Annotated in this window: 27 protein-coding genes; 10 read left to right on the top strand and 17 right to left on the bottom strand. The window is 72.7% G+C overall.

The genetic code is table 11. The features are described from left to right. Nucleotides 1–690: 690 nt before the first annotated feature. The 4 genes from tatB to sigE all read right to left on the bottom strand — a co-directional run bounded on the left by tatB (nucleotide 691) and on the right by sigE (nucleotide 4,076). On the bottom strand, nucleotides 691–1,101 hold the full coding sequence (tatB, locus tag L1857_RS07385; RefSeq protein WP_094006870.1) for a Sec-independent protein translocase protein TatB: 411 nt from the start codon (nucleotides 1,099–1,101) through the stop codon (nucleotides 691–693). Between the two features lie 102 nt (nucleotides 1,102–1,203). Then, nucleotides 1,204–2,727, bottom strand: a complete 1,524-nt coding sequence (locus L1857_RS07380) for a S1C family serine protease (protein WP_094006871.1) — start codon at nucleotides 2,725–2,727, stop codon at nucleotides 1,204–1,206. 81 nt (nucleotides 2,728–2,808) lie between these two features. Further along, nucleotides 2,809–3,462, bottom strand: coding sequence for an anti-sigma factor family protein (locus L1857_RS07375; protein WP_116110919.1), 654 nt, complete (start codon nucleotides 3,460–3,462; stop codon nucleotides 2,809–2,811). Beyond that, on the bottom strand, nucleotides 3,459–4,076 hold the full coding sequence (gene sigE / locus L1857_RS07370; RefSeq protein ID WP_094006873.1) for an RNA polymerase sigma factor SigE: 618 nt from the start codon (nucleotides 4,074–4,076) through the stop codon (nucleotides 3,459–3,461). Before sigE ends, L1857_RS07375 begins: the two co-directional genes overlap by 4 nt. A gap of 190 nt (nucleotides 4,077–4,266) precedes the next feature. Between sigE and L1857_RS07365 the strand changes: the two genes are divergently transcribed. The 3 genes from L1857_RS07365 (at nucleotide 4,267) to L1857_RS07355 (ending at nucleotide 6,204) form a co-directional block, all read left to right on the top strand. Beyond that, nucleotides 4,267–4,905 carry an O-methyltransferase gene (locus L1857_RS07365; protein WP_094006874.1) on the top strand — a complete coding sequence of 213 codons (639 nt, stop codon included), beginning with the start codon at nucleotides 4,267–4,269 and terminating at the stop codon, nucleotides 4,903–4,905. 129 nt (nucleotides 4,906–5,034) lie between these two features. Next, nucleotides 5,035–5,808: a helix-turn-helix transcriptional regulator gene (locus L1857_RS07360; protein ID WP_116110921.1), complete on the top strand. Its 774-nt coding sequence runs from the start codon at nucleotides 5,035–5,037 to the stop codon at nucleotides 5,806–5,808. Between the two features lie 24 nt (nucleotides 5,809–5,832). Further along, nucleotides 5,833–6,204 (top strand): VOC family protein, encoded by a 372-nt coding sequence (locus tag L1857_RS07355; protein ID WP_094006876.1) that lies wholly within the window; start codon nucleotides 5,833–5,835, stop codon nucleotides 6,202–6,204. A 238-nt stretch (nucleotides 6,205–6,442) separates the two neighbouring features. On the opposite strand, the gene L1857_RS07350 is transcribed toward L1857_RS07355, so the two are convergent. Then, nucleotides 6,443–7,600 carry an MFS transporter gene (locus L1857_RS07350; RefSeq protein ID WP_116110966.1) on the bottom strand — a complete coding sequence of 386 codons (1,158 nt, stop codon included), beginning with the start codon at nucleotides 7,598–7,600 and terminating at the stop codon, nucleotides 6,443–6,445. 108 nt (nucleotides 7,601–7,708) lie between these two features. Here L1857_RS07350 and L1857_RS07345 point away from each other — a divergent pair, with 108 nt between their 5' ends. Beyond that, a complete protein-coding gene (locus tag L1857_RS07345; RefSeq protein WP_116110922.1) occupies nucleotides 7,709–8,638 on the top strand; it encodes a LysR family transcriptional regulator in 930 nt (309 codons plus the stop codon). 158 nt (nucleotides 8,639–8,796) lie between these two features. On the opposite strand, the gene L1857_RS07340 is transcribed toward L1857_RS07345, so the two are convergent. Together L1857_RS07340 and L1857_RS07335 are read right to left on the bottom strand one after the other, a co-directional pair. Next, nucleotides 8,797–10,218, bottom strand: a complete 1,422-nt coding sequence (locus L1857_RS07340) for a leucyl aminopeptidase family protein (RefSeq protein ID WP_249464687.1) — start codon at nucleotides 10,216–10,218, stop codon at nucleotides 8,797–8,799. 73 nt (nucleotides 10,219–10,291) lie between these two features. Then, on the bottom strand, nucleotides 10,292–10,459 hold the full coding sequence (locus L1857_RS07335; RefSeq protein WP_081617745.1) for a DUF3117 domain-containing protein: 168 nt from the start codon (nucleotides 10,457–10,459) through the stop codon (nucleotides 10,292–10,294). A gap of 168 nt (nucleotides 10,460–10,627) precedes the next feature. On the opposite strand from L1857_RS07335, the gene L1857_RS07330 reads away from it, so the two are divergent. After that, nucleotides 10,628–11,422 (top strand): enoyl-CoA hydratase-related protein, encoded by a 795-nt coding sequence (locus L1857_RS07330; protein ID WP_094006879.1) that lies wholly within the window; start codon nucleotides 10,628–10,630, stop codon nucleotides 11,420–11,422. Between the two features lies 1 nt (nucleotide 11,423). Here the strand turns inward: L1857_RS07330 and L1857_RS07325 are convergent, their stop codons facing one another. From L1857_RS07325 to L1857_RS07310, 4 genes are read right to left on the bottom strand one after another with little or no spacing between them, the layout of a single operon-like run. Beyond that, nucleotides 11,424–11,990: a DNA-3-methyladenine glycosylase I gene (locus L1857_RS07325; protein WP_116110925.1), complete on the bottom strand. Its 567-nt coding sequence runs from the start codon at nucleotides 11,988–11,990 to the stop codon at nucleotides 11,424–11,426. Continuing rightward, on the bottom strand, nucleotides 11,987–12,442 hold the full coding sequence (locus L1857_RS07320) for an SRPBCC family protein (protein ID WP_116110926.1): 456 nt from the start codon (nucleotides 12,440–12,442) through the stop codon (nucleotides 11,987–11,989). The genes L1857_RS07325 and L1857_RS07320 overlap by 4 nt, the downstream gene beginning before the upstream one ends. Next, on the bottom strand, nucleotides 12,439–12,741 hold the full coding sequence (locus tag L1857_RS07315; RefSeq protein ID WP_094006882.1) for a DivIVA domain-containing protein: 303 nt from the start codon (nucleotides 12,739–12,741) through the stop codon (nucleotides 12,439–12,441). The genes L1857_RS07320 and L1857_RS07315 overlap by 4 nt, the downstream gene beginning before the upstream one ends. A gap of 1 nt (nucleotide 12,742) precedes the next feature. Beyond that, nucleotides 12,743–13,687, bottom strand: a complete 945-nt coding sequence (locus L1857_RS07310; protein WP_094006883.1) for a glucosyl-3-phosphoglycerate synthase — start codon at nucleotides 13,685–13,687, stop codon at nucleotides 12,743–12,745. Between the two features lie 47 nt (nucleotides 13,688–13,734). Between L1857_RS07310 and L1857_RS07305 the strand changes: the two genes are divergently transcribed. Then, complete coding sequence (locus L1857_RS07305) at nucleotides 13,735–14,406, top strand: lysophospholipid acyltransferase family protein (protein WP_094006884.1); 672 nt, start codon at nucleotides 13,735–13,737, stop codon at nucleotides 14,404–14,406. Nucleotides 14,407–14,647: 241 nt separating this feature from the next. On the opposite strand, the gene L1857_RS07300 is transcribed toward L1857_RS07305, so the two are convergent. The 3 genes from L1857_RS07300 to dapE are packed head-to-tail and all read right to left on the bottom strand — an operon-like array spanning nucleotide 14,648 to nucleotide 17,087. Further along, on the bottom strand, nucleotides 14,648–15,214 hold the full coding sequence (locus tag L1857_RS07300) for an LOG family protein (protein ID WP_094006885.1): 567 nt from the start codon (nucleotides 15,212–15,214) through the stop codon (nucleotides 14,648–14,650). Further along, complete coding sequence (locus L1857_RS07295; RefSeq protein WP_094006886.1) at nucleotides 15,215–15,985, bottom strand: LOG family protein; 771 nt, start codon at nucleotides 15,983–15,985, stop codon at nucleotides 15,215–15,217. Nucleotides 15,986–16,010: 25 nt separating this feature from the next. Beyond that, nucleotides 16,011–17,087 (bottom strand): succinyl-diaminopimelate desuccinylase, encoded by a 1,077-nt coding sequence (gene dapE, locus L1857_RS07290; protein WP_094006887.1) that lies wholly within the window; start codon nucleotides 17,085–17,087, stop codon nucleotides 16,011–16,013. 34 nt (nucleotides 17,088–17,121) lie between these two features. Here dapE and L1857_RS07285 point away from each other — a divergent pair, with 34 nt between their 5' ends. The 3 genes from L1857_RS07285 to L1857_RS07275 are packed head-to-tail and all read left to right on the top strand — an operon-like array spanning nucleotide 17,122 to nucleotide 19,525. Continuing rightward, a complete protein-coding gene (locus tag L1857_RS07285) occupies nucleotides 17,122–17,556 on the top strand; it encodes a hypothetical protein (protein WP_094006938.1) in 435 nt (144 codons plus the stop codon). Nucleotides 17,557–17,571: 15 nt separating this feature from the next. Further along, nucleotides 17,572–18,552 carry a 2,3,4,5-tetrahydropyridine-2,6-dicarboxylate N-succinyltransferase gene (gene dapD / locus L1857_RS07280; RefSeq protein ID WP_094006888.1) on the top strand — a complete coding sequence of 327 codons (981 nt, stop codon included), beginning with the start codon at nucleotides 17,572–17,574 and terminating at the stop codon, nucleotides 18,550–18,552. A 31-nt stretch (nucleotides 18,553–18,583) separates the two neighbouring features. Continuing rightward, nucleotides 18,584–19,525 carry a CHAD domain-containing protein gene (locus tag L1857_RS07275; protein WP_240323207.1) on the top strand — a complete coding sequence of 314 codons (942 nt, stop codon included), beginning with the start codon at nucleotides 18,584–18,586 and terminating at the stop codon, nucleotides 19,523–19,525. 369 nt (nucleotides 19,526–19,894) lie between these two features. On the opposite strand, the gene L1857_RS07270 is transcribed toward L1857_RS07275, so the two are convergent. Then, nucleotides 19,895–21,271 carry an FAD-dependent monooxygenase gene (locus tag L1857_RS07270; RefSeq protein WP_116110929.1) on the bottom strand — a complete coding sequence of 459 codons (1,377 nt, stop codon included), beginning with the start codon at nucleotides 21,269–21,271 and terminating at the stop codon, nucleotides 19,895–19,897. A 70-nt stretch (nucleotides 21,272–21,341) separates the two neighbouring features. Between L1857_RS07270 and L1857_RS07265 the strand changes: the two genes are divergently transcribed. Then, complete coding sequence (locus L1857_RS07265) at nucleotides 21,342–21,938, top strand: TetR/AcrR family transcriptional regulator (protein ID WP_116110930.1); 597 nt, start codon at nucleotides 21,342–21,344, stop codon at nucleotides 21,936–21,938. On the opposite strand, the gene dapC is transcribed toward L1857_RS07265, so the two are convergent. Both dapC and fdxA read right to left on the bottom strand, forming a co-directional pair. Further along, nucleotides 21,932–23,026, bottom strand: a complete 1,095-nt coding sequence (gene dapC, locus L1857_RS07260; protein ID WP_249464685.1) for a succinyldiaminopimelate transaminase — start codon at nucleotides 23,024–23,026, stop codon at nucleotides 21,932–21,934. The two genes, L1857_RS07265 and dapC, sit on opposite strands and share 7 nt — an antisense overlap. Continuing rightward, nucleotides 23,023–23,343, bottom strand: coding sequence for a ferredoxin (gene fdxA, locus L1857_RS07255; RefSeq protein WP_020420964.1), 321 nt, complete (start codon nucleotides 23,341–23,343; stop codon nucleotides 23,023–23,025). The genes dapC and fdxA overlap by 4 nt, the downstream gene beginning before the upstream one ends. Between the last annotated feature and the right edge of the window lie 98 nt (nucleotides 23,344–23,441).

Here is a 23,441-nt window from a genome sequence, read left to right as displayed (position 1 = left end):
CCCGAGGTGAGACAACAACGGTCCCCCGTCATCCCGGAGCCTGCCCGTCCGGCGAGGACATCTTTTGATCTTTAGAGGTGACGTTGGGCAGGCGGGGAGTCCGCCCTGCGGGCGGGCAACGCCCTGCGGGCGGGAGCGCCTCACGGCGCCGAACGGTCACCTTACGACCACCCCCGCCCCCGATGCCTGATTGTGTTTCAGTCGCCGAGCAGGCGTGTCAAGGCGGGAAAGAGTACCTTGACACGCCTGGTCGGCGACCAAAGACCGGCTGTGGATCGGGGGCGGGGGAGGTCTGGTTGGGGTAGTCGGTCCTGCTGCGTTGCCAGGCGGGGGTTGTGCAGGGCTGCCGCGCGGCCCTTGGGGTAGTCGGTGCTGTTGCGTTGCCGGGCGGGGGTTGTGCAGGGCTGCCGCGCGGCCCTTGGGGTAGTCGGTGCTGTTGCGTTGCCGGGCGGGGGTTGTGCAGGGCTGCCGCGCGGCCCTTGGGGTAGTCGGTGCTGTTGCGTTGCCGGGCGGGGTTGTGCAGGGCTGCCGCGCGGCCCTTGGGGTAGTCGGTGCTGTTGCGTTGCCGGGCGGGGGTTGTGCAGGGCTGCCGCGCGGCCCTTGGGGTAGTCGGTGCTGTTGCGTTGCCGGCCGGCGGTTTTCGGGCACGCTCCCAAAAAAAGAGCGCCCCGTCAGGGGCGCCTTCTTTGCTCAGGTGGCGTCGGGGTCCACCGGTGGCTTCTCGCCTGGCTTGAGTGGCTCCGGCTCCGCCTTGGTGGCCGGGCTGGCCGCCGCGGGGTAGCCGTTCGGCTTCACGCTTCCGCCCGACAGGCCGTTGATCCCGAGCGGGTCCGGGTCACCGTCGAAGAGGTGCTGCGTCACCGCCCGGCGCGGGTCGAAGTTGCGCAGCTGCCGCAGGTCCTCCAGCGGCTTCTGGAACTGCTCGAAGTCCGAGCCCATCTCGTCCTTCAGCTGCTGCCGCGCGCCGTTCGCGAAGTCGCGCACCTTCCGCACGCTGCGGCCCAGCCACGCGGCCGCCTCGGGCAGTCGCTCCGGGCCGAGGATGAACAGGCCCGCGACGATCAGGACGAGGATCTCGCCCCAGCCAACGCTTTCGAACATTCGCGAACCTCCGCCTCACACGGCCGTAGCTCTCCCAGGTTACCTCGGCGACAGCCCCGGTCCACCGCTGATCGAGGAGTTCACGTCTCGGCCACCGCGCCGTCAGTCCGAGCCCAGCGTCACGTCGACCATCAGCGTCCGCCCCTGCCGCACCAGCTGCACCGGCACCGTTTCGCCGATCTCGTGCTGCCGCACCGCCACCGTCAGCTCCGCGGCGTTGCGCACCAGCCGGTCACCGAGCTTGGTGATGACGTCGCCCTCCGCGATGCCGGCCCGCGCGGCCGGACCACCGTCGGCGACGTTGAGCACCTGCGCGCCCTCCGACGTCTCCGCCGCCACCGACGCCGCGTTCACCCCGATGTCGGCGTGCTTGACCTGACCACTGCTGATGAGCGTCCGCGCGATCTTGATGGCGTCGTCGGCCGGGATCGCGAACCCGATGCCGATGCTGCCGCCCGAACCGTCCTGACCACCATCGGTGCGGATCGACGAGTTGATGCCGACCAGCGCGCCCGTGGAGTCGACCAGCGCCCCGCCCGAGTTGCCGCGGTTGATGGGCGCGTCGGTCTGGATGGCGTCGTAGGTGACCGGCGGCTCGCCGTTCTCCCCCGCCGCGGTGACCGGCCGGTGCAGCGCGCTCACGATGCCCGAGGTCACGGTGTTCTCCAGCCCCAGCGGCGAGCCGACGGCGATCACCGAATCGCCCGGTTCGAGGCTGGCCGGGTCGCCGATCTGCAGCACCGTCGGATTGGACACGGCCACCTTGATCACGGCCAGGTCCGTCTTCGGGTCCGTCCCGACGACCCGCGCCTCGGTGCGGGTGCCGTCGGTGAACACCGCGGTGATCTTGGCCTGCGGATCGCTCGTGGCCAGCGAAATGACGTGGTTGTTGGTGATCGCGTAGCCCTGCGGGTCGATCATCACGCCCGAGCCGACGCTGCCGGACTGGCCGGACTTGACCTCGATCGAGATGACCGCGGGCGCGACGCGCTGCGCGATGTCGGCGATCGAGCCGGGCGCGCGTTCCTTGCCAGCCTCGGCCTCGGAAATCGTCGCCGAGCCGGTCAGCGAGTCACCCGCGCCGCCGAGCCACCAGCCGATCAGGCCGCCGACCGCGCCGATGAGCAGGCAGATCACCCCGAGCAGGCCCAGCGCGACCGGCTTGACCCGGCGGCCGAACAGCAGCTCCGGCAGCGACAGCTGGGCGCTGCGCGGACGGTCGGCGTCGGAGTCGTCGGAGTCGTCGGGATCGAGCGCCGGGCGGGACAGCACCGCGGCCGAACCCGGATCGCGCCACGGGTCGGTCATCCGGGACCACAGCGGCGGCTCCGGCTCACCGCCCGGGTGCCTGCCGTTGTCCCCGGCGGGCCGCTGGAGCCGCACGTCCTCCGCGCCGGGCGGGCGGCCGAAGGCCTCGGCCAGCGACTCCGGCGCCGGCGGCGTGGACGCGATCTTGTCGCCGTTGCGCGTGCCGGGGGTGTAGAGCTTGTCGAAGGCGCCGTCCACGCCGTGCGGGCGGCCGAACACACCGGCCTCCGCGGGATCCACCGGCGGCCGGTCCAGCGGGCGCGGCGCCAGCCGCGGTTCCGCGCCGGCGCTGTCCTGTGGTGGATTCGGCTGACTCATCGTTCCCCGGGTGGCTGGCTCGTCGTGCTGTCGGCGCGACCCTACGCCACCGATTGTCCCGCGCGGGCGGTGAAGGGCGCGTCAGCGACCGGCCACTGGGGCAGGGGTGGTGGTGGTCGTGGTGGTGGCCGGTGCGCTCGGCTCGCCGCCGAGCTGGGCACGCAGCACGCCGGGCGCGGGGGCCTGCCCCGGCTCCGGGTTGGCCTGGGTCGGATCGCCGCCGGTCGACGAGGTCACCACGAGCGCGAGCGCGCTCAGCACCAGGCCGGACACGGCCACCCCGGCACCCTGCGCGACCCGGCGCCGCACCGACGGTTGACGCTGCCCGCCCAGCACGGCGGAACCGCTACCGAAAGGCGCGCTCGACCCGAGCGGCGCCGACGACCCAAAAGGGGACGATTTGAGGCCGGCGACGCGGTCCGGCCGCTGGATCGCGACCAGCTGGCCGTCCTCGGTCACCGCGAGGTTGTCGGGACTGGTGGGCAGGTCGGTGTCCTGCGGGATGTTGCGCAGGCTCGCCAGCAGGCTGGCCGGCATCGACGGTGCTCCCGCGTGCCGGACGGCCGCGCGCACCTGGCGCTGCGACGTCACCTCGGCCGCGCAGATCGGGCAGCGCGCGACGTGCGACGCGGCACGCTCGCGGGCGCCCAGGCTCATCTCGCCGTCCACGAAGGCGACGACGGCGTCGGGAAGCAGGTGAGACTCGGGCAGGCCCCAGCCTCGCAGTTCGCTCATGCGGAAACCCCCACGGATTCCTCCTTGGCCGCCCGGCGCCGTTCGAGCGAGGCACGCAGCGCCTGCCGGCCGCGGTGGATCCGGCTGCGCACGGTGCCCAGCTTCACGCCGAGCGTCGCACCGATCTCCTCGTAGGAAAGCCCTTCGACGTCGCACAGCACCACGGCGGCGCGGAACTCCGGCGGCAGCTCGTCGAGCGCGGCCTGCAGGTCCGGGTCCAGGTGGGTGTCGCTGTACACCTGCTCGGGGCTCGGGTCGTCACCGACGATGCGGTCGGTGTCCTCGGGCAGCCCCTCCATGCGCACCCGCGAGCGGCGGCGCGCCATGTCCAGGAACAGGTTCGTGGTGATGCGGTGCAGCCAGCCCTCGAAGGTGCCCGGCTTGTAGGACGCCAGCGAGCGGAACACCCGGATGAACGTCTCCTGGGTGAGGTCCTCGGCGTCGTGGCTGTTGCCGGTCAGGCGGTACGCCAGGCGGTAGACGCGGTCGCCGTGCTCGCGGACGACCTCGTCCCACGACGGCGGGGTCCACGCGGACTCGTCGACCGTGACCGGGTGGCCCTCGACCTGCTCGTTCTTCAGGCTGTTCTGCATCGTGGGGGACGGCACCTCCATCAGGCTGTTCTCCCAACTGATCTGTCCAACGCGGGCCATCCGCACTGTGTTCCCGGGTACCCCTGGTGCCCGTTGAGACCCAGCTTGGCCTCTCTCCTTATGTGGGTAGTGAGACGAGACTGAGAGCCGCCTGAGAGAAGTGTGCACGTCTTCCGCGGGTTTGGTGACGACCAGCGCTAACCTTGCGCGCGTGACCTCCGAGACGCTCGCGGCGAGTGGCGGCGACCACGCCGAGGGCTACCTGCCCGACCACCCGGCCGACGCCGCGCTGCTCGCCGCACGGGCGCGCTCGGCGGAGCTGGGCTGCGCGGCGCTCGGACCCGCGACCGGGGCGGCGCTGTGCTTCCTGGCGACGAGCCTGCGGGCCCGCGCGGTGGTCGAGATCGGCACCGGCATCGGGGTCAGCGGGCTCTACCTGCTGCGCGGCATGGCGCCGGACGGGGTCCTGACCTCGATCGACATCGAGCCGGAGCACCACCAGGCGGCGCGGCGGACGTTCCGCGAGGCCGGGTACCCGCCCGGGCGGACGCGGCTGATCATGGGCCGGGCGCTGGACGTGCTGCCGCGGCTGACCAGCGGCGGGTACGACCTGGTGTTCGTGGACGCGGCGCGGGCCGAGTACCCGCGCTACTACGAGCACGGCGTGCAGCTGCTGCGGCCGGGCGGGGTGATCGCGTTCCACGGCGTGACGGACGCGGCCCGCGGCGAGCGGCGGGAGCCGGGCTCCCTCGCGGCGCGCGAACTGGCGCGGGCCATCCGCGAGGACGAACGACTGGTGCCGGCGCTGCTGCCGGTCGGCGGAGGGCTGCTGGTCGCCGCGGTGCAGTGATCGCCGCTGGTCAGCGCTGGTCTGCGCTGCGTCGCCCGGCGCTGGCAGCCGGTGACGCCCCTCGAAATTGTCGTACCCCTGGTGCAGGATCACCTCACGCGAAATGTCCGGATCGACGAGGGGGTCGTCATGCGCGAGGCAGTCGTCAGCGCCGCGCGGTTCATCACCACGCACGCGGCGGAACCGCTGGGGCTGGGGGACGTCGCCGACCACGTCGGCTACAGCCCGTTCCACCTGGCCCGCACGTTCACGCGGGAGCTGGGCATGCCGCCGTGCCAATACCTGACGGCCCGCCGGTTCGAGAAGGCCAAACAACTGCTCCTGCGGACCGACGAGCGGATCATCGACATCTGCAACGCGGTGGGGTTCTCCGCGGTCGGCACGTTCACCACCCGCTTCACCGCCGCGGTCGGCACCACGCCCGTCGAGTTCCGGCGGCTGCCGGACGTGCTCACCGGCTCACCGCCGCACCCGGTGTCGGTGCCGGGCGCGGGCGGCGGCACGGTCATGGGCACGGTCCGGCTGAGCCCGGCCGCCTTGATGGCGCTGGGCCCGAACCCGGCGGTCTACGTCGGGCTGTTCTCCAAGCGCGCCGCGCGCGGGTTCCCGGTCAGCGGCACGCTGCTGGCCGAACCGGGCGATTTCCTGCTCACCGGCGTCCCACCGGGCACGTACTGGGTGATGTCCTCGGCACTGCCCACCGGCACCGGCCCGGCGGCCCAGCTCATCCCGGGCCGCACCGTGCTCGGCGCCTGCCCGCGCGCGGTCCGGGTGTCCGCGGAGGCGCCGGTGCACCAGCGCGACGTGCACCTGGAGCTGGGTCAGGACTGGTCGCCGCCGGTCCTGATCGCCCTGCCCGCGCTGGCCTCGGCCGATGCGCAAGAACGGAGAAGACACCGGTGAGAGCGCCGCCGTAGCGTCCGGAGGGTGATCACCCACCTGCACTCGGCCACCATCCTGGTCGGCGACCAGGAGGAGGCTCTGCGCTTCTACGTCGGCACGCTGGGCTGGGAGAAGCGGGAGGACGTGCGGTTGGGGCCGGTCCACCGGTTCCTGACCGTGGCGCCGCCGGGCGCGCGGACGTCGATCGTGCTCGGGCAGCCGGAGGTCTACGAGCGCGCGGTGGCCCCGGGCGGCACCGGCATCACGGTGATCACGCCGGACGTCGCCGCCGCCTACGCCGAGATGACCGCCCGCGGCGTGCGGTTCGTGGGGGAACCGCAGGTCATGCCGTGGGGCGTGATGGCGACGTGGTTCGCCGACCCGTTCGGGAACGAGTACTTCCTGCTGGAGGGCTGACCACCGCTCGCCGGGTGGCGGCCGCCCGCAAGCTGACCACCGCCCCACCGGCCAGGGCGCGGCGCCGACCAGCCAGCGCCAGCCGAAGTGCCCGAAAACCACACTGCCGAACGTCCCGCCCGGCTCCAGCAGAAACCCCATCAACCGCCGACCCACACCCGGCAACCATCCGCTCCACGAACGCGCGACAGCCCGACCGTCCAGCACACCGAGCCCCGCCACACGCCCAGCCCACCGTTCAGACCGAAACGACCACTCGCCGAACACCGCGCCCGCGCAGGCCGACCACCGCCCCACCAGCCAGCACCAGCCACACCACCGCAGCCCCGACCAGCCAGCGCCAGCCGAAGTGCCCGAAAACCACACTGCCGAGCGTGCCGCCGACGCTGCTGCCCAGGTAGTAGGCCAGGGTGTACATCCCGGACGCCTGGCCGCGCGCGCCCTCCGGCGCCTCGGCCGCGGCCCAGCCGTTGGCCACCGCGTGCGCGGCGAAGAAACCGCCGGTGAGCACCACGAACCCGAGCACCACCAGCGGCAGCGAATCGGGCAGGGTCAGCAGGATCCCGCTCGCCATCACGGCCAGCCCGCCGAGCACCGCGCGCGGCCGTCCGAACCGGGCGACCAGCCGGCCCGCGTTCGACGACGACACCGAGCCCACCGCGTAGGCGAGGAACACCAGTGACGCGACCGCCGGGGACAGGCCGAGGTCCCCGGTCAGCCGGAACCCGGCCGCGTTGTACATCGCCACGAACGCGCCCATCGCGAGCAGCGCCACGCCGTACTGCGCCAGCAGCACCGGCCGCCGCAACGCCAGACCCATCCCGCTCAGCACGCCCCGCGACCGCTCCCCCGGCGCCCGCGCACCGGCGGGCAGCGACAGGACGGTGATCGCGCTGCACACCAGCGCCACGCCCGCGACCACGGCCAGCGCGCCGTGCCAGCCCAGCGCCTCCGCGCTGAACCCGGCGGACAACCGGCCGAGCATCCCGCCGACCGTGTTGCCCGCGATCATCGCCCCCACCGCCGCGGCCACCCCGGTCCTGCCGAGCTGCTCCACCAGGTACGCGGAGGCCACGCCCGGGAACCCGGCGATCGCGATCCCCTGCAGCGCCCGCAGCACCAACAGCACCGGGTACGAGGGCGCGAACGGCATCAGCAGGCCCAGCACGACCGACAGCGTCACCGACGCGATGATGATCGGCCGCCGCCCCACGATCTCCGACAGCGCCGCGATCGGCAGCACCGCGATCGCGAGCGCCGCGGTCGCCACCGACACCGCGAGCGACGCCGAGCCGGGGTCGAGGTGGTACTGCGCGGCGAGCTGCGGCAGGACCGGTTGCGGCGCGTAGAGCAGGGCGAACGACGAGATCCCCGCGGCGGCGACCGCGAGCTTCACCCGCCGCGTCTCCGGACGGACGGAGACGAGCACATCGACTGACACGCCCTCGAACGTAAGCCGCGCTAACAGATACTTCCAATGCGTAGAACTGGCACTATTCATACCGTGGCGTATGAAAATCCGGCTGAAGCGTCTGACCAGCAGCTGGCGGCGGAGCTGGCCCCCAGCCTGGCCCTGCTGTCCGCCCTGCGTGAGACGCGCAACATCACCCGTGCGGCGGAACGGCTGGGCGTCCCGCAGCCGACGGTGAGCCGGCGGCTGGCCGCGTTGGCCGAGATCGTCGGCGCGCCGCTGACCCGGCCGGACGGGCGCGGCGTCCGCCTGACGAGGGCGGGCGAGATCCTCGCGGCGACGGCCGCGCGGGCACTCGCCGCGGTCGAGACGGGCGTGCGGCAGACGCGGGAGGAGATCTCGCCGGATCGCGGGCACGTGGTGCTCGGATTCCTGCACCTGCTGGGCCGGTGGCTGGTCCCGTCGCTGCTGCGCGACTTCCGCGCCGACCACCCCGGGGTGCGGTTTTCGCTGGTCCAGGGCTCGCGGCAACACGTGCTGGACCGCCTCGCCGACGGTGAGCTGGACCTGGCGCTGGTGGCTCCGCTGCCGGAGACCGCGACGCTGGACAGCTTCGCCTTGTCGGAGCAGGAGCTGCTGCTGTCGGTGCCAGAGGCGCACCCGCTGGCCCGGCGGCGCCGCATCCGGGTGGCGGAGCTGGCCGGCGAGCCGTTCGTGACGCTGGAGCACGGCTACGGGCTGCGGCAGATCATCGACGACCTCTGCGCGGCGGCCGGTTTCGAGCCGCGGATCGCGTTCGAGAGCCAGGAGTCGGACACCGCGCGGGGCCTGGTCGCGGCGGGGCTGGGGGTGGCGCTGCTGCCGCGGTTCGGGCCGGTACCGCCGGCCGGGGTGGTGGAGGTGCCGCTGTCACCGCGGGTCAGCCGGACGATCGGCTTGACCTGGCGGGCGGGCGAGGAGCCGACCCCAGCGGTCGCCGCCTTCCGCGACCACGTCCGCACGAACGGCGCACGTTACGCCTGACGAGACCCGCGCGGACTCACCCGGCTACCGGCCACCGGCACTGCCACCGCCACGACGGCGCCCGGGAGCTACGCCTGATCCGAGCCCCACGACTGGCGCGAACGCCACCAGCGTCCGCGCCACGTGAGCAGGCCCATCGCCGCGACGGCGCCCCGGAGCTACCCCTGGTCCGAGCCCCACGACTCCGCGAACGCGACCAGCGTCCGCGCCGCGAAGCCCGTCGCGCCGGGGACGACCTCCGCGTAGGGCTTTTCGGCTCGGGCGGGGCCCGCGATGTCCAGGTGCGCCCACGGCAGGCCCTCGGTGAACTCGCGCAGGAACAGCGCCGCCGTGATGCCGCCCGGCCCGCCCGGCGCCTGCTTCACGTCGGCCAGCTCACCGCGCACCGCGTCGGCGTGGGCGTCCAGCAGCGGCATCCGCCACCAGGCCTCCCCCACGCTCGCGCCGGCCTCGCGGATCTCGTCGGCCAGCTTGTCGTCCGTCGCGAACAGCCCGCCGGTCCGCAGGCCCAGCGCGACCTTCATCGCGCCGGTCAGGGTGGCCACGTCGACCACGGCGTCCGGGCTGAACCGCCGGATCCCGTAGGCGAGCGCGTCGGCCATCACCATGCGGCCCTCGGCGTCGGTGTTGGACACCTCGGTGGTCCGCCCGCCGTAGTGCCGCACCACGTCGCCCGGCCGGTACGACGACCCGGACACGTGGTTCTCCGCCGCCGGCACCAGCGCCGTGACCCGCACCGGCAGCCGCAGCGACGCGATCGCCAGCGCCGCGGCGATCACCGCGCCACCACCGGCCATGTCGGTGCGCATCAGGTGCATCCCGTCGGCCGGCTTGATCGACAGACCGCCGGTGTCGAACGTGATGCCCTTGCCGACCAGCAGCAGGTGCCGCACCGCGCCGCGCGGCCGGTAGGTCAGCTCGATCAGCCGCGGCGGGCTCGCCGAACCGCCGCCGACCGCGAGCACCCCGCCGAAGCCCTGCGCGGCCAGCCACTGCTCGTCCCGGATCGTGGCGCTCAGGCCGGGCACCTCGCCGGCCAGGCGCGCGGCGGTGTCCGCCAGCCACTCCGGGTTCTTGACGTTGGACGGCGTGTTCGCCAGGTCCCTGGCCAGCGCCGACGCCCCGGCCAGCACCCGCACGCGCTCGACGATCCGCTGGTGACCGGCCTCCGGCGTGATCAGGCGCAGGGTGCGCAACGCGGGCTCGTCCACCTCCGCGGTGACCTTGAACCGGTACCCGCCGAGCAGCGCGCCCAGGGTCAGCTCCGCGACCTGCTCGCCGGTGACGTCGCCACCCAGCTCGACTTGCACGGCCTTGACGTCGGCGGCCTCCCGGGCCAGCGCCGCGCCCGCGGTGCGCCACTGCGCGGGCTCGCCCTCGCCGATCCCGACCAGCCAGCGCACGTCCCCGGCGGGGACCCGGCGGACCTCACCGGCCTTGCCGGAGTGCTCGACCCCGGCGACCGGCGCGGCCGCACCCGCGGGAACCAGGACGGCCAGGTCGGCGCCACGACGGCGCGCGTCGGCGACCTCGACGTCGATCAGGCGGCTGGGAACGGACGGCAGGGGGAACCGCGCCATCTGGCGACCTCCTGGAACTCAAGGGACTGCGGCCGCGCGTGACGTCAGCCGGTGACGACGGGACGGGACGTGCTCAGCTGGTGGCCTCCTGCAGGGCAACCCCCAGATCCTTGGCCTCTTCGGCCGACAGCTCGACGACAAGTCGCCCACCGCCCTCGAGCGGAACGCGCATCACGAGGCCCCGCCCCTCCTTAGTCACCTCGAGGGGACCATCTCCGGTCCGGGGCTTCATGGCCGCCATAGCGTGCTCCCTCCGTATCAACCGGCGCGCCCGGGTCGCGCTCCTCAAGCCAACCGGGTCAGGCCCCATTCTCCCTCATCAGGATGGGCGCGCGAACGCGGACCGATCTTTTCGTGTTTGCTTAGGTGCTGGTATCGCCCCGCACCCGAGTTTTCAGGAGGACCTCCGGTGACCACCGAGGACGTGCTGCTCACCGCCGACGCCGACGGCGTGCGCACCGTGACGTTGAACCGCCCCAAGGCTTACAACTCGCTCACCGTGGAGCTGAAGGAGCGCCTGCTCGCCGCGTTGCGCGAGGCTTCGGCGGACCCGGCGGTGCGCGCGGTGGTGCTGACCGGCGCGGGCAAGGCGTTCTGCGCGGGCCAGGACCTCAAGGAGCACGTCGGGCTGCTGCAGGCCGGCGACCCGGCCCCGCTGCGGACCGTGCAGGACCACTACAACCCGATCGTCCGGGCCATCGTCGAGATGCCGAAGCCGGTGATCGCCGCGGTGAACGGCCCGGCCGCGGGCGCGGGGGCGGCTTTCGCCTACGCCGCGGACCTGCGGGTGGCCGCGTCGTCGGCGAACTTCCTGATGGCCTTCGCCAACGTCGGGCTCGGTCCGGACTCGGGCGCGTCGTGGACGCTGCAGCGGCTGGTCGGCTACGGGCGGGCGGCCGAGCTGATGCTGCTGGCGCGCACGGTCGGCGCTGAGGAGGCGCTGTCGCTGGGCCTGGTCACGGAGGTCGTGCCGGACGAGGAGCTGGCCGGCCGGGCGCAGGCGCTCGCCGCGAAGCTCGCCGCCGGGCCGACGGTCAGCTACGCCAAGATCAAGCACGTGCTGACCGTGGCCGCGGAGGGCTCGCTGGAGGACGCGCTGGCCGCGGAGGACGCCGCGCAGACGGTGCTCGGCTCGACGGCCGACCACCGCGAGGCGGTGGAGGCCTTCGTCGCCAAGCGCAAGCCCGACTTCCAGGGCAAGTAGGTCAGGACGCGCGGAAGCAGGTCACCAGGTGGTCGTCGACCATGCCGGTGGCCTGCATCAGCGCGTAGCACGTCGTCGGGCCGACGAAGGCGAACCCGCGCTTCTTCAGCGCCTTCGCCATCGCCGTCGACTCCGGGGTGATGGCCGGGACGTCGGCCATCGTGCGGGGGCGCGGGCGCTTCCCGGTCGGCGCGAACGACCACAGCAGCTCGTCCAGCGGCTGATCCAGCTCCGCGATCGCGCGGGCGTTCGTGATCGCGGCCAGGATCTTCGCCCGGTTGCGCACGATGGACCCGTCGGCCATCAGCCGCTCCACGTCGTCGTCGCCGAACTCGGCCACCTTCTCCGGCACGAACCCGGCGAAGGCGTTCCGGAAGCCCTCCCGCTTGCGCAGGATCGTGATCCACGACAGCCCGGACTGGAACGCCTCCAGGCACAACCGCTCGTACAGCGCGTCCTGCCCGCGCAGCGGCACGCCCCACTCCGTGTCGTGGTACTCGGCGTAGTCCGGCGCCGAGTTCGCCCACGGGCACCGCGACACGCCGTCGGCGCCGATCGACTCCATCACACCTGCCCCACCGAGTAGCTCTCCGCGAACTTCGCGAACCGTTTCAGCGAATACCGCAGCCCGAGCACGAACGCGGGCTTCACGACCGGCCAGCCCAGCTGCCCCGCCGGCCCGAACGGCGGCACCAGGCTCTCCGACCAGACGAACGTGGACCGGTGCGCGCCCTTGGCGTGCACGTGGAAGGCACCGGTGCCCTTGACGACGCTGCCCAGGTGCCGGACCGTGCACCGCACCGGCGGCTCCCAGCTGGTGATCTCCATCGGATCGGTGACGCCCACCCCGCGCACCCCGGTGAACGCGCTCAGCTTCGACCCGACGCTGCGCCCGTCACCCTCGACGACCTCGACGTGCGTGCCGAGCATCCACTCGTGCTGCCGCTCCCAGTCGGTCAGCGCGAGCCACGTCGTGCCCGCGCCCGCGTGCACGTCCACGGACAGGACCAGGTCGATCATCCCGATGTCTGCCGTTCCGCCTCGAGCACGGCCACCCGGGCGCGCAGCTCGTCGATCTCGGTGCCCAGCCGCCGCATCACCCAGTCCACTTCGGACATCTTGTACCCGCGCAGGACCAGCTGGAAGCGCACCTTCTGCACGTCCTCGCCGGTGATGTCGCGGACCGGCAGGCGGGTCGGCGAGCTGCCCGGCGGCAACGGCGCGAGCTCCTCGCCGCGGCCGAACACGACGGCGGCCAGCAGGAACACCACCGCCGCCACGAGCAGCATGATCAGGAGGTAGATCAGGGCGGTCGTCACGTCAGAATCGTGACACACCCGGGCGCGGTTCGTCCCCCGAGCGCACCTGCCGCATCGGCGGCCGGTCGGCGACCAGGACCTCGGACTCCCGCGGCACCCACGTCCCGGCGTCGGCCACGAACTGGGTCAGCGTCCCGGAGCCGCCCGCGTCGATGCCGCACCGGGCCAGCGCGGTGCCGAGGATCTGCCGGGCCATGACGCCCAGCTGCAGCAGCGACCGGTTCCGGTGCTTGCGGACACCCAGGTTGACCTGGGCCAGCCCGGCCATGCCGTAGCGGGCCTCGGCGTCGAGCAGCAGCCCGATCTCCACGCCGTACCCCGCGGCGAACGGCACCGATTCGAGGAACTCGCGGGTGGCCGCGTACTCGCCGCCCAGGGGCTGGACGACCGCCGACAGCGCGGGCCGCAGCGCGGACAGCACCGGGCGGGCGAGCAGCTCGGTCACCCGGCCGCCGCCGTGGCCGGCCTCGGCCGACTCGACCCGCAGCGGCCGCCGGTAGAAGCCCTTGACCAGGTGCACGCCCTCGGTCAGCAGCAGCGGGCCGAGCAGCGCGGGCACGAACCCGGGGTCGGGGTCGACGAGGTCGGAGTCGAGGAACACGACGAGGTCACCGCTGGTCGCGGCCAGTGACCGCCACAGCACCTCGCCCTTGCCGGGCAGCGGTTCGAGGTCCGGCAGCACGTCCTCGCGGCGCACCACACGGGCCCCGGCCGCCGCGGCGACCGCGACCGTCGCGTCGGTGGAGCCGGAGTCGACGACCACCAGCTCGTCGACGAGCGTGCCGACCAGCGGCCGCACCGAGGCGACCACCCGGCCCACGGTCTTCTCCTCGTCGAGTGCGGGCAGCACCACCGACACGGTGCGGCCCGCTTTCGCCCGTACCAGGTCAGCGGGGTCGAAATCGGGCTCCTGCCACGTGCGCAGGGCGAACCAGCCGGTGTCCATGACCGCCGATCGTGCCATGCTGGAATCGACGACGAACTGGAGGAACCGTGCTTTACCAGCTGATCCGTCTCCTGGCCGTACCGGTGGTCAAGCTGATCTACCGGCCGGAGGTGCGTGGCGCGGAGAGGGTTCCGGCGTACGGCCCGGTGATCCTCGCGCCCAACCACCGGGCGGCCGTGGACACGACGCTGTTGGCGCTGGTCAGCCCGCGGCGGGTGCGGTTCCTCGGCAAGGCGGAGTACTTCACCGGCAAGGGCCTGCGCGGCCGTCTGATGGCCGCGTTCCTGGACGCGGTGGGGTTCGTGCCGGTGGAGCGCGGCAACGCGAAGGCCGGGCTGGCGGCGCTGGAGTCCGGCCGCCGGGTGCTCGACCAGGGCGGGGTGTTCGGCATCTACCCGGAGGGCACCCGCTCGCTCGACGGCCGCCTGCACCGCGGGCACACCGGGGTGGGCTCGCTGGCGCTGGCGACCGGCGCGAAGGTGGTGCCGGTGGCGCTGACCGGCACGGAGAAGCTGGTGCCGAACGGCAAGCTGTTCCCGCGGTTCGCGAAGGTGACCGTCGAGTTCGGGGAGCCGCTGGACTTCTCCCGCTACGACGGCCTGGACGCGTCGCCGGCGATTCGGCGCGCTGTTACCGACGAGGTGATGTACGCGATCGCGGAGCTTTCGGGGCAGGAGTACGTGGACAAGTACCACAAGCGTCCGGGTGAAGCTGCGTAGGCGCTACGCGCGTATCTCAAGCGCCGGCTTCGCTTCGCTACGCCCGGATGAGAAGTGCCCTCCCGAACCCGATCTTCAATTGTTCGGTTGCCGAGAAGTCGCGTCAAGGCGGGAAAGCGTGCCTTGACCCGACTGCTCGGCAACCGATTTGGCTGGGGATCGGGTTGCGGGAGAGGGGTGGCTCGGGCGGTGGGGCCGGTTTCGTTGCCGGGTGGCGGTTTGGGTCGTGGTGGTGGTGCTGTTATTGCCACTTGGCGATGTCGGGGGCCTCGTACCTCGCGAAGGCGTCCAGTAGTGCTGCTGGGTCCTCGTCCACGAAGACCAGGTCCCGGTGCTCGGCGCGCAGGAACTTCTCCGTGACCATGTGGTCGATGAAGTCGCGGAACGGGCGGTAGTACCCGCGCACGTCGACCAGGCCGATGGGCTTGCCGTGCAAGCCGAGCTGGGCCCACGTCCAGACCTCGGCCAGCTCCTCCAGCGTCCCGGCGCCGCCGGGCAGGGCCAGGAACGCGTCGGCGTACTCGGCCATCTTCGCCTTGCGTTCGTGCATGTCGGCGGTCACCACCAGCTCCGACAAGCCCGCATGCGCGATCTCGACCCGCTTGAGGTGCTCCGGGATCACCCCGATCACCTCACCGCCCGCCGCCAGCGCGCCGTCGGCGACCGCGCCCATCAGGCCGACGCTCGCGCCGCCGTAGACCAGGCCGATGCCCCGCTCGGCGAGCAGCTTGCCGAGCGCCGTGGCGGCGTCCACGTACACCGGGTCGCCGCCGCCGGAAGAACCGCAGAACACACAGATCCGCTTCACTTAGTGGGTGTCCTCCCAGGCCTTGTAGGCCTCCTCGACCATCGCCACCGCCTCGTCGACGTCGTCGGTGAGGTGCAGCAGCGCCAGGTCCTTGTCACTGATCTTGCCCTGGGCGTACACCGCGTCCCGGACCCAGTCGTAGAGCCCGCCCCAGTAGGACCGTCCGAACAGGACCACCGGGAACTTCGTCACCTTCTTGGTCTGGACCAGGGTGAGCGCCTCGAACAACTCGTCCAGTGTGCCGAAACCACCGGGCAGGCAGATGAACGCCTGCGCGTACTTGATGAACATCGTCTTGCGGGTGAAGAAATACCGGAAGTTCACCCCGAGATCGACCCACGGGTTCAGGCCCTGCTCGAACGGCAGCTCGATGCCGAGCCCGATGGACAGCCCGCCGGCCTCGGACGCGCCCCGGTTGACCGCCTCCATCGCGCCCGGCCCGCCCCCGGTGATCACCGCGAACCCGGCGTTCGCCAGCCCGGCGCCGATCTTGCGGCCCAGCTCGTACTCGGGGTGGTCGCGGGGCGTGCGGGCCGAGCCGAACACGGTGACCGCGCGCGGCACCTCGGCCAGCGCGCCGAAGCCCTCGACGAACTCGGCCTGGATGCGCATGACCCGCCACGGGTCGGTGTGCACCCAGTCGCTGGGCCCGCGCGAGTCGAGCAGGCGCTGGTCGGTGGTGGTCTGCTCGATGCGGCGCTCGCGGCGCAGCACGACCGGACCCCGCTGCTTCTCCCGCGGGTGCTCGGGATACTCGGACGCTTCGTCCACTTCTGGCCCTGTCACCCCGCCGAGCTTACTGGCCCAGGAAGTCCCGCAACACGCGCGTGACCTGCCGGATCTCCCGGGCCGCGACGTGCTCCTCACGGGTGTGCGCGAGGGTGGGGTTCCCGGGGCCGAAGTTCACCGCCGCCATGCCCAGCGCGGCGAACCGGGCGACGTCCGTCCACCCCAGCTTCGCCGCCACCTCGCCGCCCGCGGCCCGCACCAGCTCGGCCGTCGCCGGGGCGGTCAGGCCGGGCAGCGCGCCCGGCGAAAGGTCCACAACGGACAGTTCGTAGCCGTCGAACACCTCACGCAGGTGCTTTTCGGCCTGCTCCGGGCTGCGGTCCGGGGCGAAGCGGAAGTTCACCGCGAGCACCGCCTCGTCCGGCACGACGTTGCCGGCCACCCCGCCGGAGATCCGCACGGCCTGCAGGCCCTCGCGGTAGGTGAGACCGTCGATGTCCACCACCCGCGCCTGGTAGGTCTCCAGCCGCCGCAGCGGCTCGCCCAGGGCGTGGATCGCGTTGACGCCCATCCAGGCGCGCGCGGTGTGGGCGCGCTTGCCGGTCTGCCGCAGCTCGACCCGCATGGTGCCCTGGCAGCCGGCCTCGATGACCGCGTTCGACGGCTCCCCCACGATCGCCAGGTCGCCGGCCAGCCACTCCGGCATCTCCCGCTCGATCCGGCCGAGACCGTTGCGCACGGCCTCGACCTCCTCGTTGTCGTAGAAGACGAACGTGACGTCGTGGCGCGGCTCGGTGACGGTGGCGGCCAGGTGCAGGAACACCGCGTCGCCGCCCTTCATGTCGACCGTGCCGAGCCCGTGCAGCACCTCGTCGTCGCCGGAGCCCTCGCGGCGCACCGGCAGGTTCTCGTTGACCGGCACCGTGTCCAGGTGCCCGGCCAGCACCACGCGGGCGGGCCGGCCGAGGTTCGTCCTGGCCAGCACGGCGTCACCGTTGCGCACCACCTCGAGGTGCCCGGCCTGCGCGAGCAACGCGGCCTGCACCGCGTCGGCCAGCGCCGTCTCCTGCCCGGACACGCTCGGGACGTCCACCAGCGCGGCGGTCAGGTCGACGGGGTCGGCGTGCAGGTCGAGAGTCGTCATGTCCCGACTCTAGGGGGTGTCGTACCGTGGGCTGATGCGCACATGGAAGCCCCTGATCACGCTCGGTGCGCTGGCACTCGTGCTGGCCGGCTGTTCGAACGAGGCGGGCCCGACCCCGAAGGGCGGCGCCGGGCCGGCGGAAACCCCCTACGCGCTGTCGATCAAGCTCAACGCCCTGACCGCGGACACCTGCTTCCGCGACCCGGCCGGGCAGACCCCGCGCGGCTGCGGCAAGTACGTGACCGAGCTGGGCAGCACCCCGGGCCTGGTGCGCGAGCAGGCCGGCACCAAGCACCCGGACCTGGTCGCGGCGGCGAACGACCTGGAGAAGGGCATCGGCGCCTACCGCGGCAGCCACTGCGACGCCGTCGCCGAGCCGGGCGGGGCGTGCACCACGGCGCTCACCTCGATCGCCGACAGCCTCCGGTCGGTCAAGCAACTGGTGGACACCCAGCTCGTGACCGGCTGAGTTACGGTTAGGGCCGTGAGCGAGCAGAGCCCCAATCCCGAGACCACCGGTGCGCACGGCGTCGGCCTGGCCACCGTCACCACCGACGGGACCGTGCTGGACACCTGGTTCCCGCAGCCCAAGCTGGGCGAGCCCGGCACCAGCGGGACCGAGCGGCTGACCCGCGAGCAGGCCGCCGAGATCCTCGGCGAGGCCGCCGCCGCGCTGCTCGGCCCGGACGAGGCCCGCGGCGTCGAGGTGGTCGCGGTGCGCACCACGATCGGCACGCTCGCGAAGGCTCCGGCCGACGCGCACGACATCTACCTGCGCCTGCACCTGCTGTCGCACCGCCTGGTGCAGCCGCACGGGCAGAACCTGGACGGGATCTTCGGCCTGCTGGCCAACGTCGTGTGGACCAACCACGGCCCGTGCCCGGTCGAGGGCTTCGAGCAGACCCGGCTGCGGCTGCGGGCGCGTGGCCCGGTCACCGTCTACAGCGTGGACAAGTTCCCGCGCATGGTCGACTACGTGGTGCCCGCCGGGGTGCGGATCGGCGACGCGGACCGCGTGCGCCTGGGCGCGCACCTGGCCAACGGCACCACGGTGATGCACGAGGGTTTCGTGAACTTCAACGCCGGCACGCTCGGCGCGTCGATGGTCGAGGGCCGCATCTCGGCCGGTGTGGTGGTCGGCGACGGCACCGACGTCGGCGGCGGCGCGTCGATCATGGGCACGCTGTCCGGTGGCGGCAAGGAGGTCATCTCGCTGGGCGAGCGCTGCCTGATCGGCGCCAACGGCGGGGTCGGCATCTCCCTCGGCGACGACTCGGTGGTGGAGGCCGGGCTGTACGTCACGGCCGGCACGAAGGTCGTGGTCGAGGGCAAGACCGTCAAGGCCCGCGAGCTGTCCGGCATCTCCGGCGCGCTGTTCCGGCGCAACTCGGAGACCGGCGCGGTCGAGGCCGTGCCGCGCACCGGGGCCGGCATCGAGCTGAACGAGATGCTGCACGCGAACTGAACGCGGGTTTCGTTCACCTATCATTCATCTGGTGAGCACCGCTACGTTGCCCTCCCGGGTCGTGACCGTCGGTGACCTCGGCCTGCCCGGGCAACCGCTGGTCGCGGGTCCGCGGGACACCCCGGAGACGCTGCTCCGGGCCCGGATCGACGGGCAGCTGCGCGCGATGCTCAGGTACGAGCCGGGCACGCGGTCCGGGTCCGATCCCGAGGACCTGCACCAGATGCGCGTGGCCGTCCGCCGGCTCCGCAGCGCGTTGAAGCTGCTGGGGCCGGCGGGCGACGACGTGCGGGCCGAGCTGAAGTGGCTCGCCGCCGGGCTCGGTGACGTGCGCGACCACGACGTGCTGATCGGTCACCTGCGCGCGACGGTCGCGTCGCTCGGCGAGCCCGACCAGGCGGCCGGGGCGCGGCTGGTGCGGATCTTCGTGGCCGAGCGGGCGAAGGCGAAGCGGCGGCTCAACCGGTGCCTGGGCAGCGCCCGGTACGCGGCGTTGTTGCGGTCGACGGCGCGGCTGGTGCTGACGGAGCTGCAGCTGACCGCTGATCCGGCGCCGGGCCCGGTGGACGTCGGTGCCGTGGTGCGCAAGCCGTACCGGAAGCTGGCGAAGGCGGTGGCCGCCCTGCCGGCCGACCCGCCGGACGACGAGCTGCACGAGCTGCGGATCCACGGCAAGCGGCTGCGGTACGCGGCGGAGACGGCGCAGGCGGCGGCGCGGAAGAAGCAGGTCACGCGGGTGCGGGAGCTGATCAAGGCGACCAAGCGGCTGCAGGACGTGCTCGGGGACCACCAGGACGCGGTGGTGGCCGCCGCGCGGATGCGGGACCTGCTCGCGGTGGCCGACGAGCCCGCCGTGGGTTTCGTCGCGGGCCGCATCGCGGAGCGGGAACTGAGGCGCCGCGCCACCGCCCGGGCCGCCTGGCCGGCAGCACTGGCGAAGGTGAACGCGGCGGCGGCCAAGGTGTGCGGCTAGCGCCCCCACCGCCCGGCCCCCTGCACTGAGCGGCAGCTGCACCGGCCAGGCCACCGCGCGGCTAGCGCGGCCAGGCCGGCCGCCGGGGCGCCGCGCACTGACGGCACTTCACGGCCGCAGCCAGGCTGCGGCCAGCGGCCCCCACTGCCTGGCCCCCTGCACCAGGCAGCAGCCACACCGACCAGACCCCCACGCGCCCGCGCGCCGACGGCACCCACGACCGCAGCCAAAGGCTGCGGCCAACCCCCACCGCCCGGCCCCCTCCGCCAGACGGCAGCTGCACCGGCGGGCCGCCTGACCGGCGGCCCGCCGACCGCAGTCACAACCAGAACGACCACACCATCACCAGCCGCCCACGTCGGCGCGTCACTAGCGCACCAGCGTGCCCACGTACCCGTCCGGCCGCACGACCACCTCCTTCGCGGCGTACGCGGCGAAAGCGTGCCCCTCGGCGTCGACCACGTGCCGGCCCCTGGCGGACTCCCCCGGGCGCAGCACCGCGTAGGTGTGCGGCTCGTCCGTTGCCGGGCCGCCGAAGATCAGCCGGGTGGCGTGTGGGCCGCGGAACAGGTCGAACAGCCGGATCGCCTTGCCGCTCTCATCCACCAGCGGCGCGTCCGGCGCCCGGTCCCCCACCGCGAGCCCGGGCTCGTCCGAAGTCCGGTAGCTGATGTCCAGCTGCTGGGTCTCCTCACCGCGCTCGTGCGCCCGTTCGTCGCCCTCCAGGTACTTGCGCAGCAGCTCCGACGAGACGCCCAGCACCCGCTCGGCCACCCCCCGCCGCTCGGATTCGTAGCTGTCCAGCAGCTCCGGCGACCCGTCCGCGAGCTTCCAGCCCAGGTTGTACGCGTCCTGCACGCTCGTGTTCAGCCCCTGCCCACCGGTCGGCGGGTGGACGTGCGCCGCATCGCCGACCAGGAACACCCGGCCCACCCGGAACCGCTTCGCCAGCCGCACGTTCGGCCGCCACACCGTCGACCACGTCAGCTCCCCCAGCCGCACGCCGGCGCCGACTCCGTCCAGAATGGACTGCAAAGTCACCACGCTCGGCTCGACGTCCTCCTCCCCCAGCGGCGCACCGAACTGGAACAGCCCGATCCCCGGCAGCGGGCTCATCACGACCCCGCGCCCCGGATCCGCCGCCCGCGCGAACCAGTAACCGAACTCCGGGTCGAGATCGGCCTCGACGTCGCCCAGCAGCATCCGCGCCGACTCGTCCGTGACGCCCTCGAACTCGATCCCCAGCGCCTTCCGCACGAAACTGCGCCCGCCGTCCGCGCCGACCAGGTAGTCCGCCCGCACGGTCTCCCCGGTGGCCAGCTCCGCGGTGACACCGGAGGCGTCCTGCGTGAAGCCGGTCAGCGCCGCGCCCAGCTCTACGCGCACCCCGAACTCCGCCAGCCGGTCGCGCAGGATGCCCTCGATCTGCGCCTGCCCCAGCGTCCACCCGTTGGGGTAGGGCACGTCCGGCGTCGGCTCGCGCCGCTCGGCCATCCGGCGCTCCTCCACGAACTCGCCGTCCAGGTGCACCCGGAAGGCCGGTGTGTCCCGGCCCGCGGCCAGCACCGCGTCGATCACCCCGAGGTCGTCGAACACCTCCAGCGTGCGCGGCTGCAGCCCGTCGCCCCGGGACCCCCGGAAGAACTCGGTCGCTTTGTCGACGATTCGCACGCCCACCCCGCGCCGGGCGAGGTCGATGCCCAGGGCGAGCCCGGCCGGGCCGGCGCCCGCGATCAAAACATCCATGACTGAATCTCCATTCACTGAATTTAGATTCATAATGGACTTGCTAGCGTGCTCCCGTCAAGGAGGTGCGGTGAAGCGCAAGGAGAAGGCCGCGGAGACCGAGGCCGCGCTGAAGGCCGCCGCGCAGCGCCTGTTCGCCACGCGGGGCTACCTGAACACGAAGATCACCGACATCACGGCCGAGGCGGGCCGGGCGGCCGGGTCGTTCTACAACCACTTCGCCAGCAAGGAAGAACTGCTCGAGTCACTGCTGGCCGACCTGGAGGCGGCCGGCGACGAGACCGTGGACCACCCCGAGCACAGCCCGGACTTCACCGATCCCGCGGCGGTCCGGTTCCACGTCGCGGGGTACTGGCACTTCTACGCCGAGCACGCGGCGACCCTGCGCGCCCTGCGGCAGGCGGCCCAGGTCAACGAGGACTTCGCGCGCAAGCTCAACGAGTTCACGCGGGTGCAGAACGAGGAGATCACCGATCACGTGGACTACGTGACCGAGGCGGGCCACCGCCTGCCCGGCTCACCGCTGGCGAGCGTCACGTTGATGACCGCGGTCGTCGACAGCTTCGCCCAGCTGTGGCACGACGGGGTGACCGACCTCACCGAAGACGAGGCGATCGAGGCGCTCACCCGGTTCGTCTACCGGGGGATCAGCGGCCGCGACTACTGACCGAGGCGCTCGGCGGCGGCTTCGACGCGCTCGTCGGTCGCAGTGAGCGCCACCCGCACGTGCTCGCCGCCCGCGGGGCCGTAGAACGTGCCCGGCGCGACCAGGATCCCGCGCTCGGACAGCCACCGCACGGTCTGCCAGGCGTCCTCACCGCGGGTGGCCCACAGGTAGAGCCCGGCCTCGGAGTGGTCGATGCGGAAACCGTTGTCCTGCAACGCCTTCTGCAGCACCAGGCGACGGCGGGCGTAGCGTTCGCGCTGCAGCGTCAGCGCGCTGTCGTCGGCCAGCGCGGCGGTCATCGCCTCCTGGACCGGGCGCGGCACGATCATGCCGGCGTGCTTGCGCACCGCCAGCAGCCCGGCGACCAGCTCCGGGTCACCGGTGACGAACCCGGCGCGGTAGCTGGCGAGGTTCGCGGACTTGGACAGCGAGTGCACGGCCAGCAGGTTGTCGTGGCGCCCGCCGCACACCGACGGGTGCAGGATCGACACCGGATCGGCGTCCCAGCCCAGCGCGAGGTAGCACTCGTCGGAGACCACGATCACGTCCCGCTCGCGGGCCCACTCGACGATCCCGCGCAGCGCGTCGGCGCCCAGCACGCGTCCGGTCGGGTTGGACGGCGAGTTCAGCCACACGATCGCGGGCGTCTCGGCGAGACCGCGCGGGTCGTCGGCGCGCAGGATCCCGGCGCCCGCGAGCAGCGCGCCGACCTCGTAGGTCGGGTAGGCCAGCTCGGGGATCACCACGGTGTCGCCGGGCTCGGCGCCGAGCAGCCGCGGCAGCCAGGCGACCAGCTCCTTGGACCCGATCGTGGGCAACACCGCCGCCGGCTCGACGCCGGTGACGCCGTGCCGTCGGTTCAGCGCCTCGACCGCCGCCGCACGCAGCTGCGGCGTGCCGTGGGTGGCCGGGTACCCGGGGATCTCCGAGACCGACGCGAGGGCGGCCCGGATCGACTCGGGCACCGGGTCGACCGGCGTGCCGACCGACAGGTCGACGAGGCCGCCCGGGTGGGACTTCGCCCGTGCCGTGGGCTCGGCGAGCGAGTCCCACGGAAAGTCGGGCAGACCGGTACCGCCGCGGTTCATTCGCCCTGCGGGGGCAGGTCCTTGATCCACTGCGGATCGTTGCTGGTCTTGCCGACCTTGGAGGCGCCGCCCGGCGAGCCGAGGCTGTCGAAGAAGTCGACGTTGGCCTTGGTGTACTCGGCCCACTCGTCCGGCACGTCGTCCTCGTAGTAGATCGCCTCGACCGGGCACACCGGCTCGCAGGCACCGCAGTCCACGCACTCGTCCGGGTGGATGTAGAGCATGCGGTCGCCTTCGTAAATGCAGTCGACGGGGCACTCGTCGATGCACGCCTTGTCGAGCACGTCGACGCAGGGCTCGGCAATCACGTACGTCACTGCGATCTCCAGCTAGGTCCAAGGATCCACTACCAATCCTGGACATTACGCGCCGATGCGCGGACCTTCCAAAGTAAGGCCACCCTTAATCCGCCGAT

Source organism: Amycolatopsis thermalba (assembly GCF_023376025.1).
Taxonomy (GTDB): domain Bacteria; phylum Actinomycetota; class Actinomycetes; order Mycobacteriales; family Pseudonocardiaceae; genus Amycolatopsis_E; species Amycolatopsis_E thermalba.
This window is presented reverse-complemented; position numbering and strand designations above follow the sequence as displayed.

Excerpts from the sequence above, each read along its gene's own strand:
- tatB (WP_094006870.1), bottom strand. The coding sequence starts at position 1,101 with ATGTTCGAAAGCGTTGGCTGGGGCGAGATCCTCGTCCTGATCGTCGCG.
- L1857_RS07380 (WP_094006871.1), bottom strand. The coding sequence starts at position 2,727 with ATGAGTCAGCCGAATCCACCACAGGACAGCGCCGGCGCGGAACCGCGG.
- L1857_RS07375 (WP_116110919.1), bottom strand. The coding sequence starts at position 3,462 with ATGAGCGAACTGCGAGGCTGGGGCCTGCCCGAGTCTCACCTGCTTCCC.
- sigE (WP_094006873.1), bottom strand. The coding sequence starts at position 4,076 with ATGGAGGTGCCGTCCCCCACGATGCAGAACAGCCTGAAGAACGAGCAG.
- L1857_RS07360 (WP_116110921.1), top strand. The coding sequence starts at position 5,035 with ATGCGCGAGGCAGTCGTCAGCGCCGCGCGGTTCATCACCACGCACGCG.
- L1857_RS07340 (WP_249464687.1), bottom strand. The coding sequence starts at position 10,218 with ATGGCGCGGTTCCCCCTGCCGTCCGTTCCCAGCCGCCTGATCGACGTC.
- L1857_RS07335 (WP_081617745.1), bottom strand. The coding sequence starts at position 10,459 with ATGGCGGCCATGAAGCCCCGGACCGGAGATGGTCCCCTCGAGGTGACT.
- L1857_RS07320 (WP_116110926.1), bottom strand. The coding sequence starts at position 12,442 with ATGATCGACCTGGTCCTGTCCGTGGACGTGCACGCGGGCGCGGGCACG.
- L1857_RS07310 (WP_094006883.1), bottom strand. The coding sequence starts at position 13,687 with ATGGACACCGGCTGGTTCGCCCTGCGCACGTGGCAGGAGCCCGATTTC.
- dapE (WP_094006887.1), bottom strand. The coding sequence starts at position 17,087 with ATGACGACTCTCGACCTGCACGCCGACCCCGTCGACCTGACCGCCGCG.
- L1857_RS07285 (WP_094006938.1), top strand. The coding sequence starts at position 17,122 with ATGCGCACATGGAAGCCCCTGATCACGCTCGGTGCGCTGGCACTCGTG.
- L1857_RS07270 (WP_116110929.1), bottom strand. The coding sequence starts at position 21,271 with ATGGATGTTTTGATCGCGGGCGCCGGCCCGGCCGGGCTCGCCCTGGGC.
- dapC (WP_249464685.1), bottom strand. The coding sequence starts at position 23,026 with ATGAACCGCGGCGGTACCGGTCTGCCCGACTTTCCGTGGGACTCGCTC.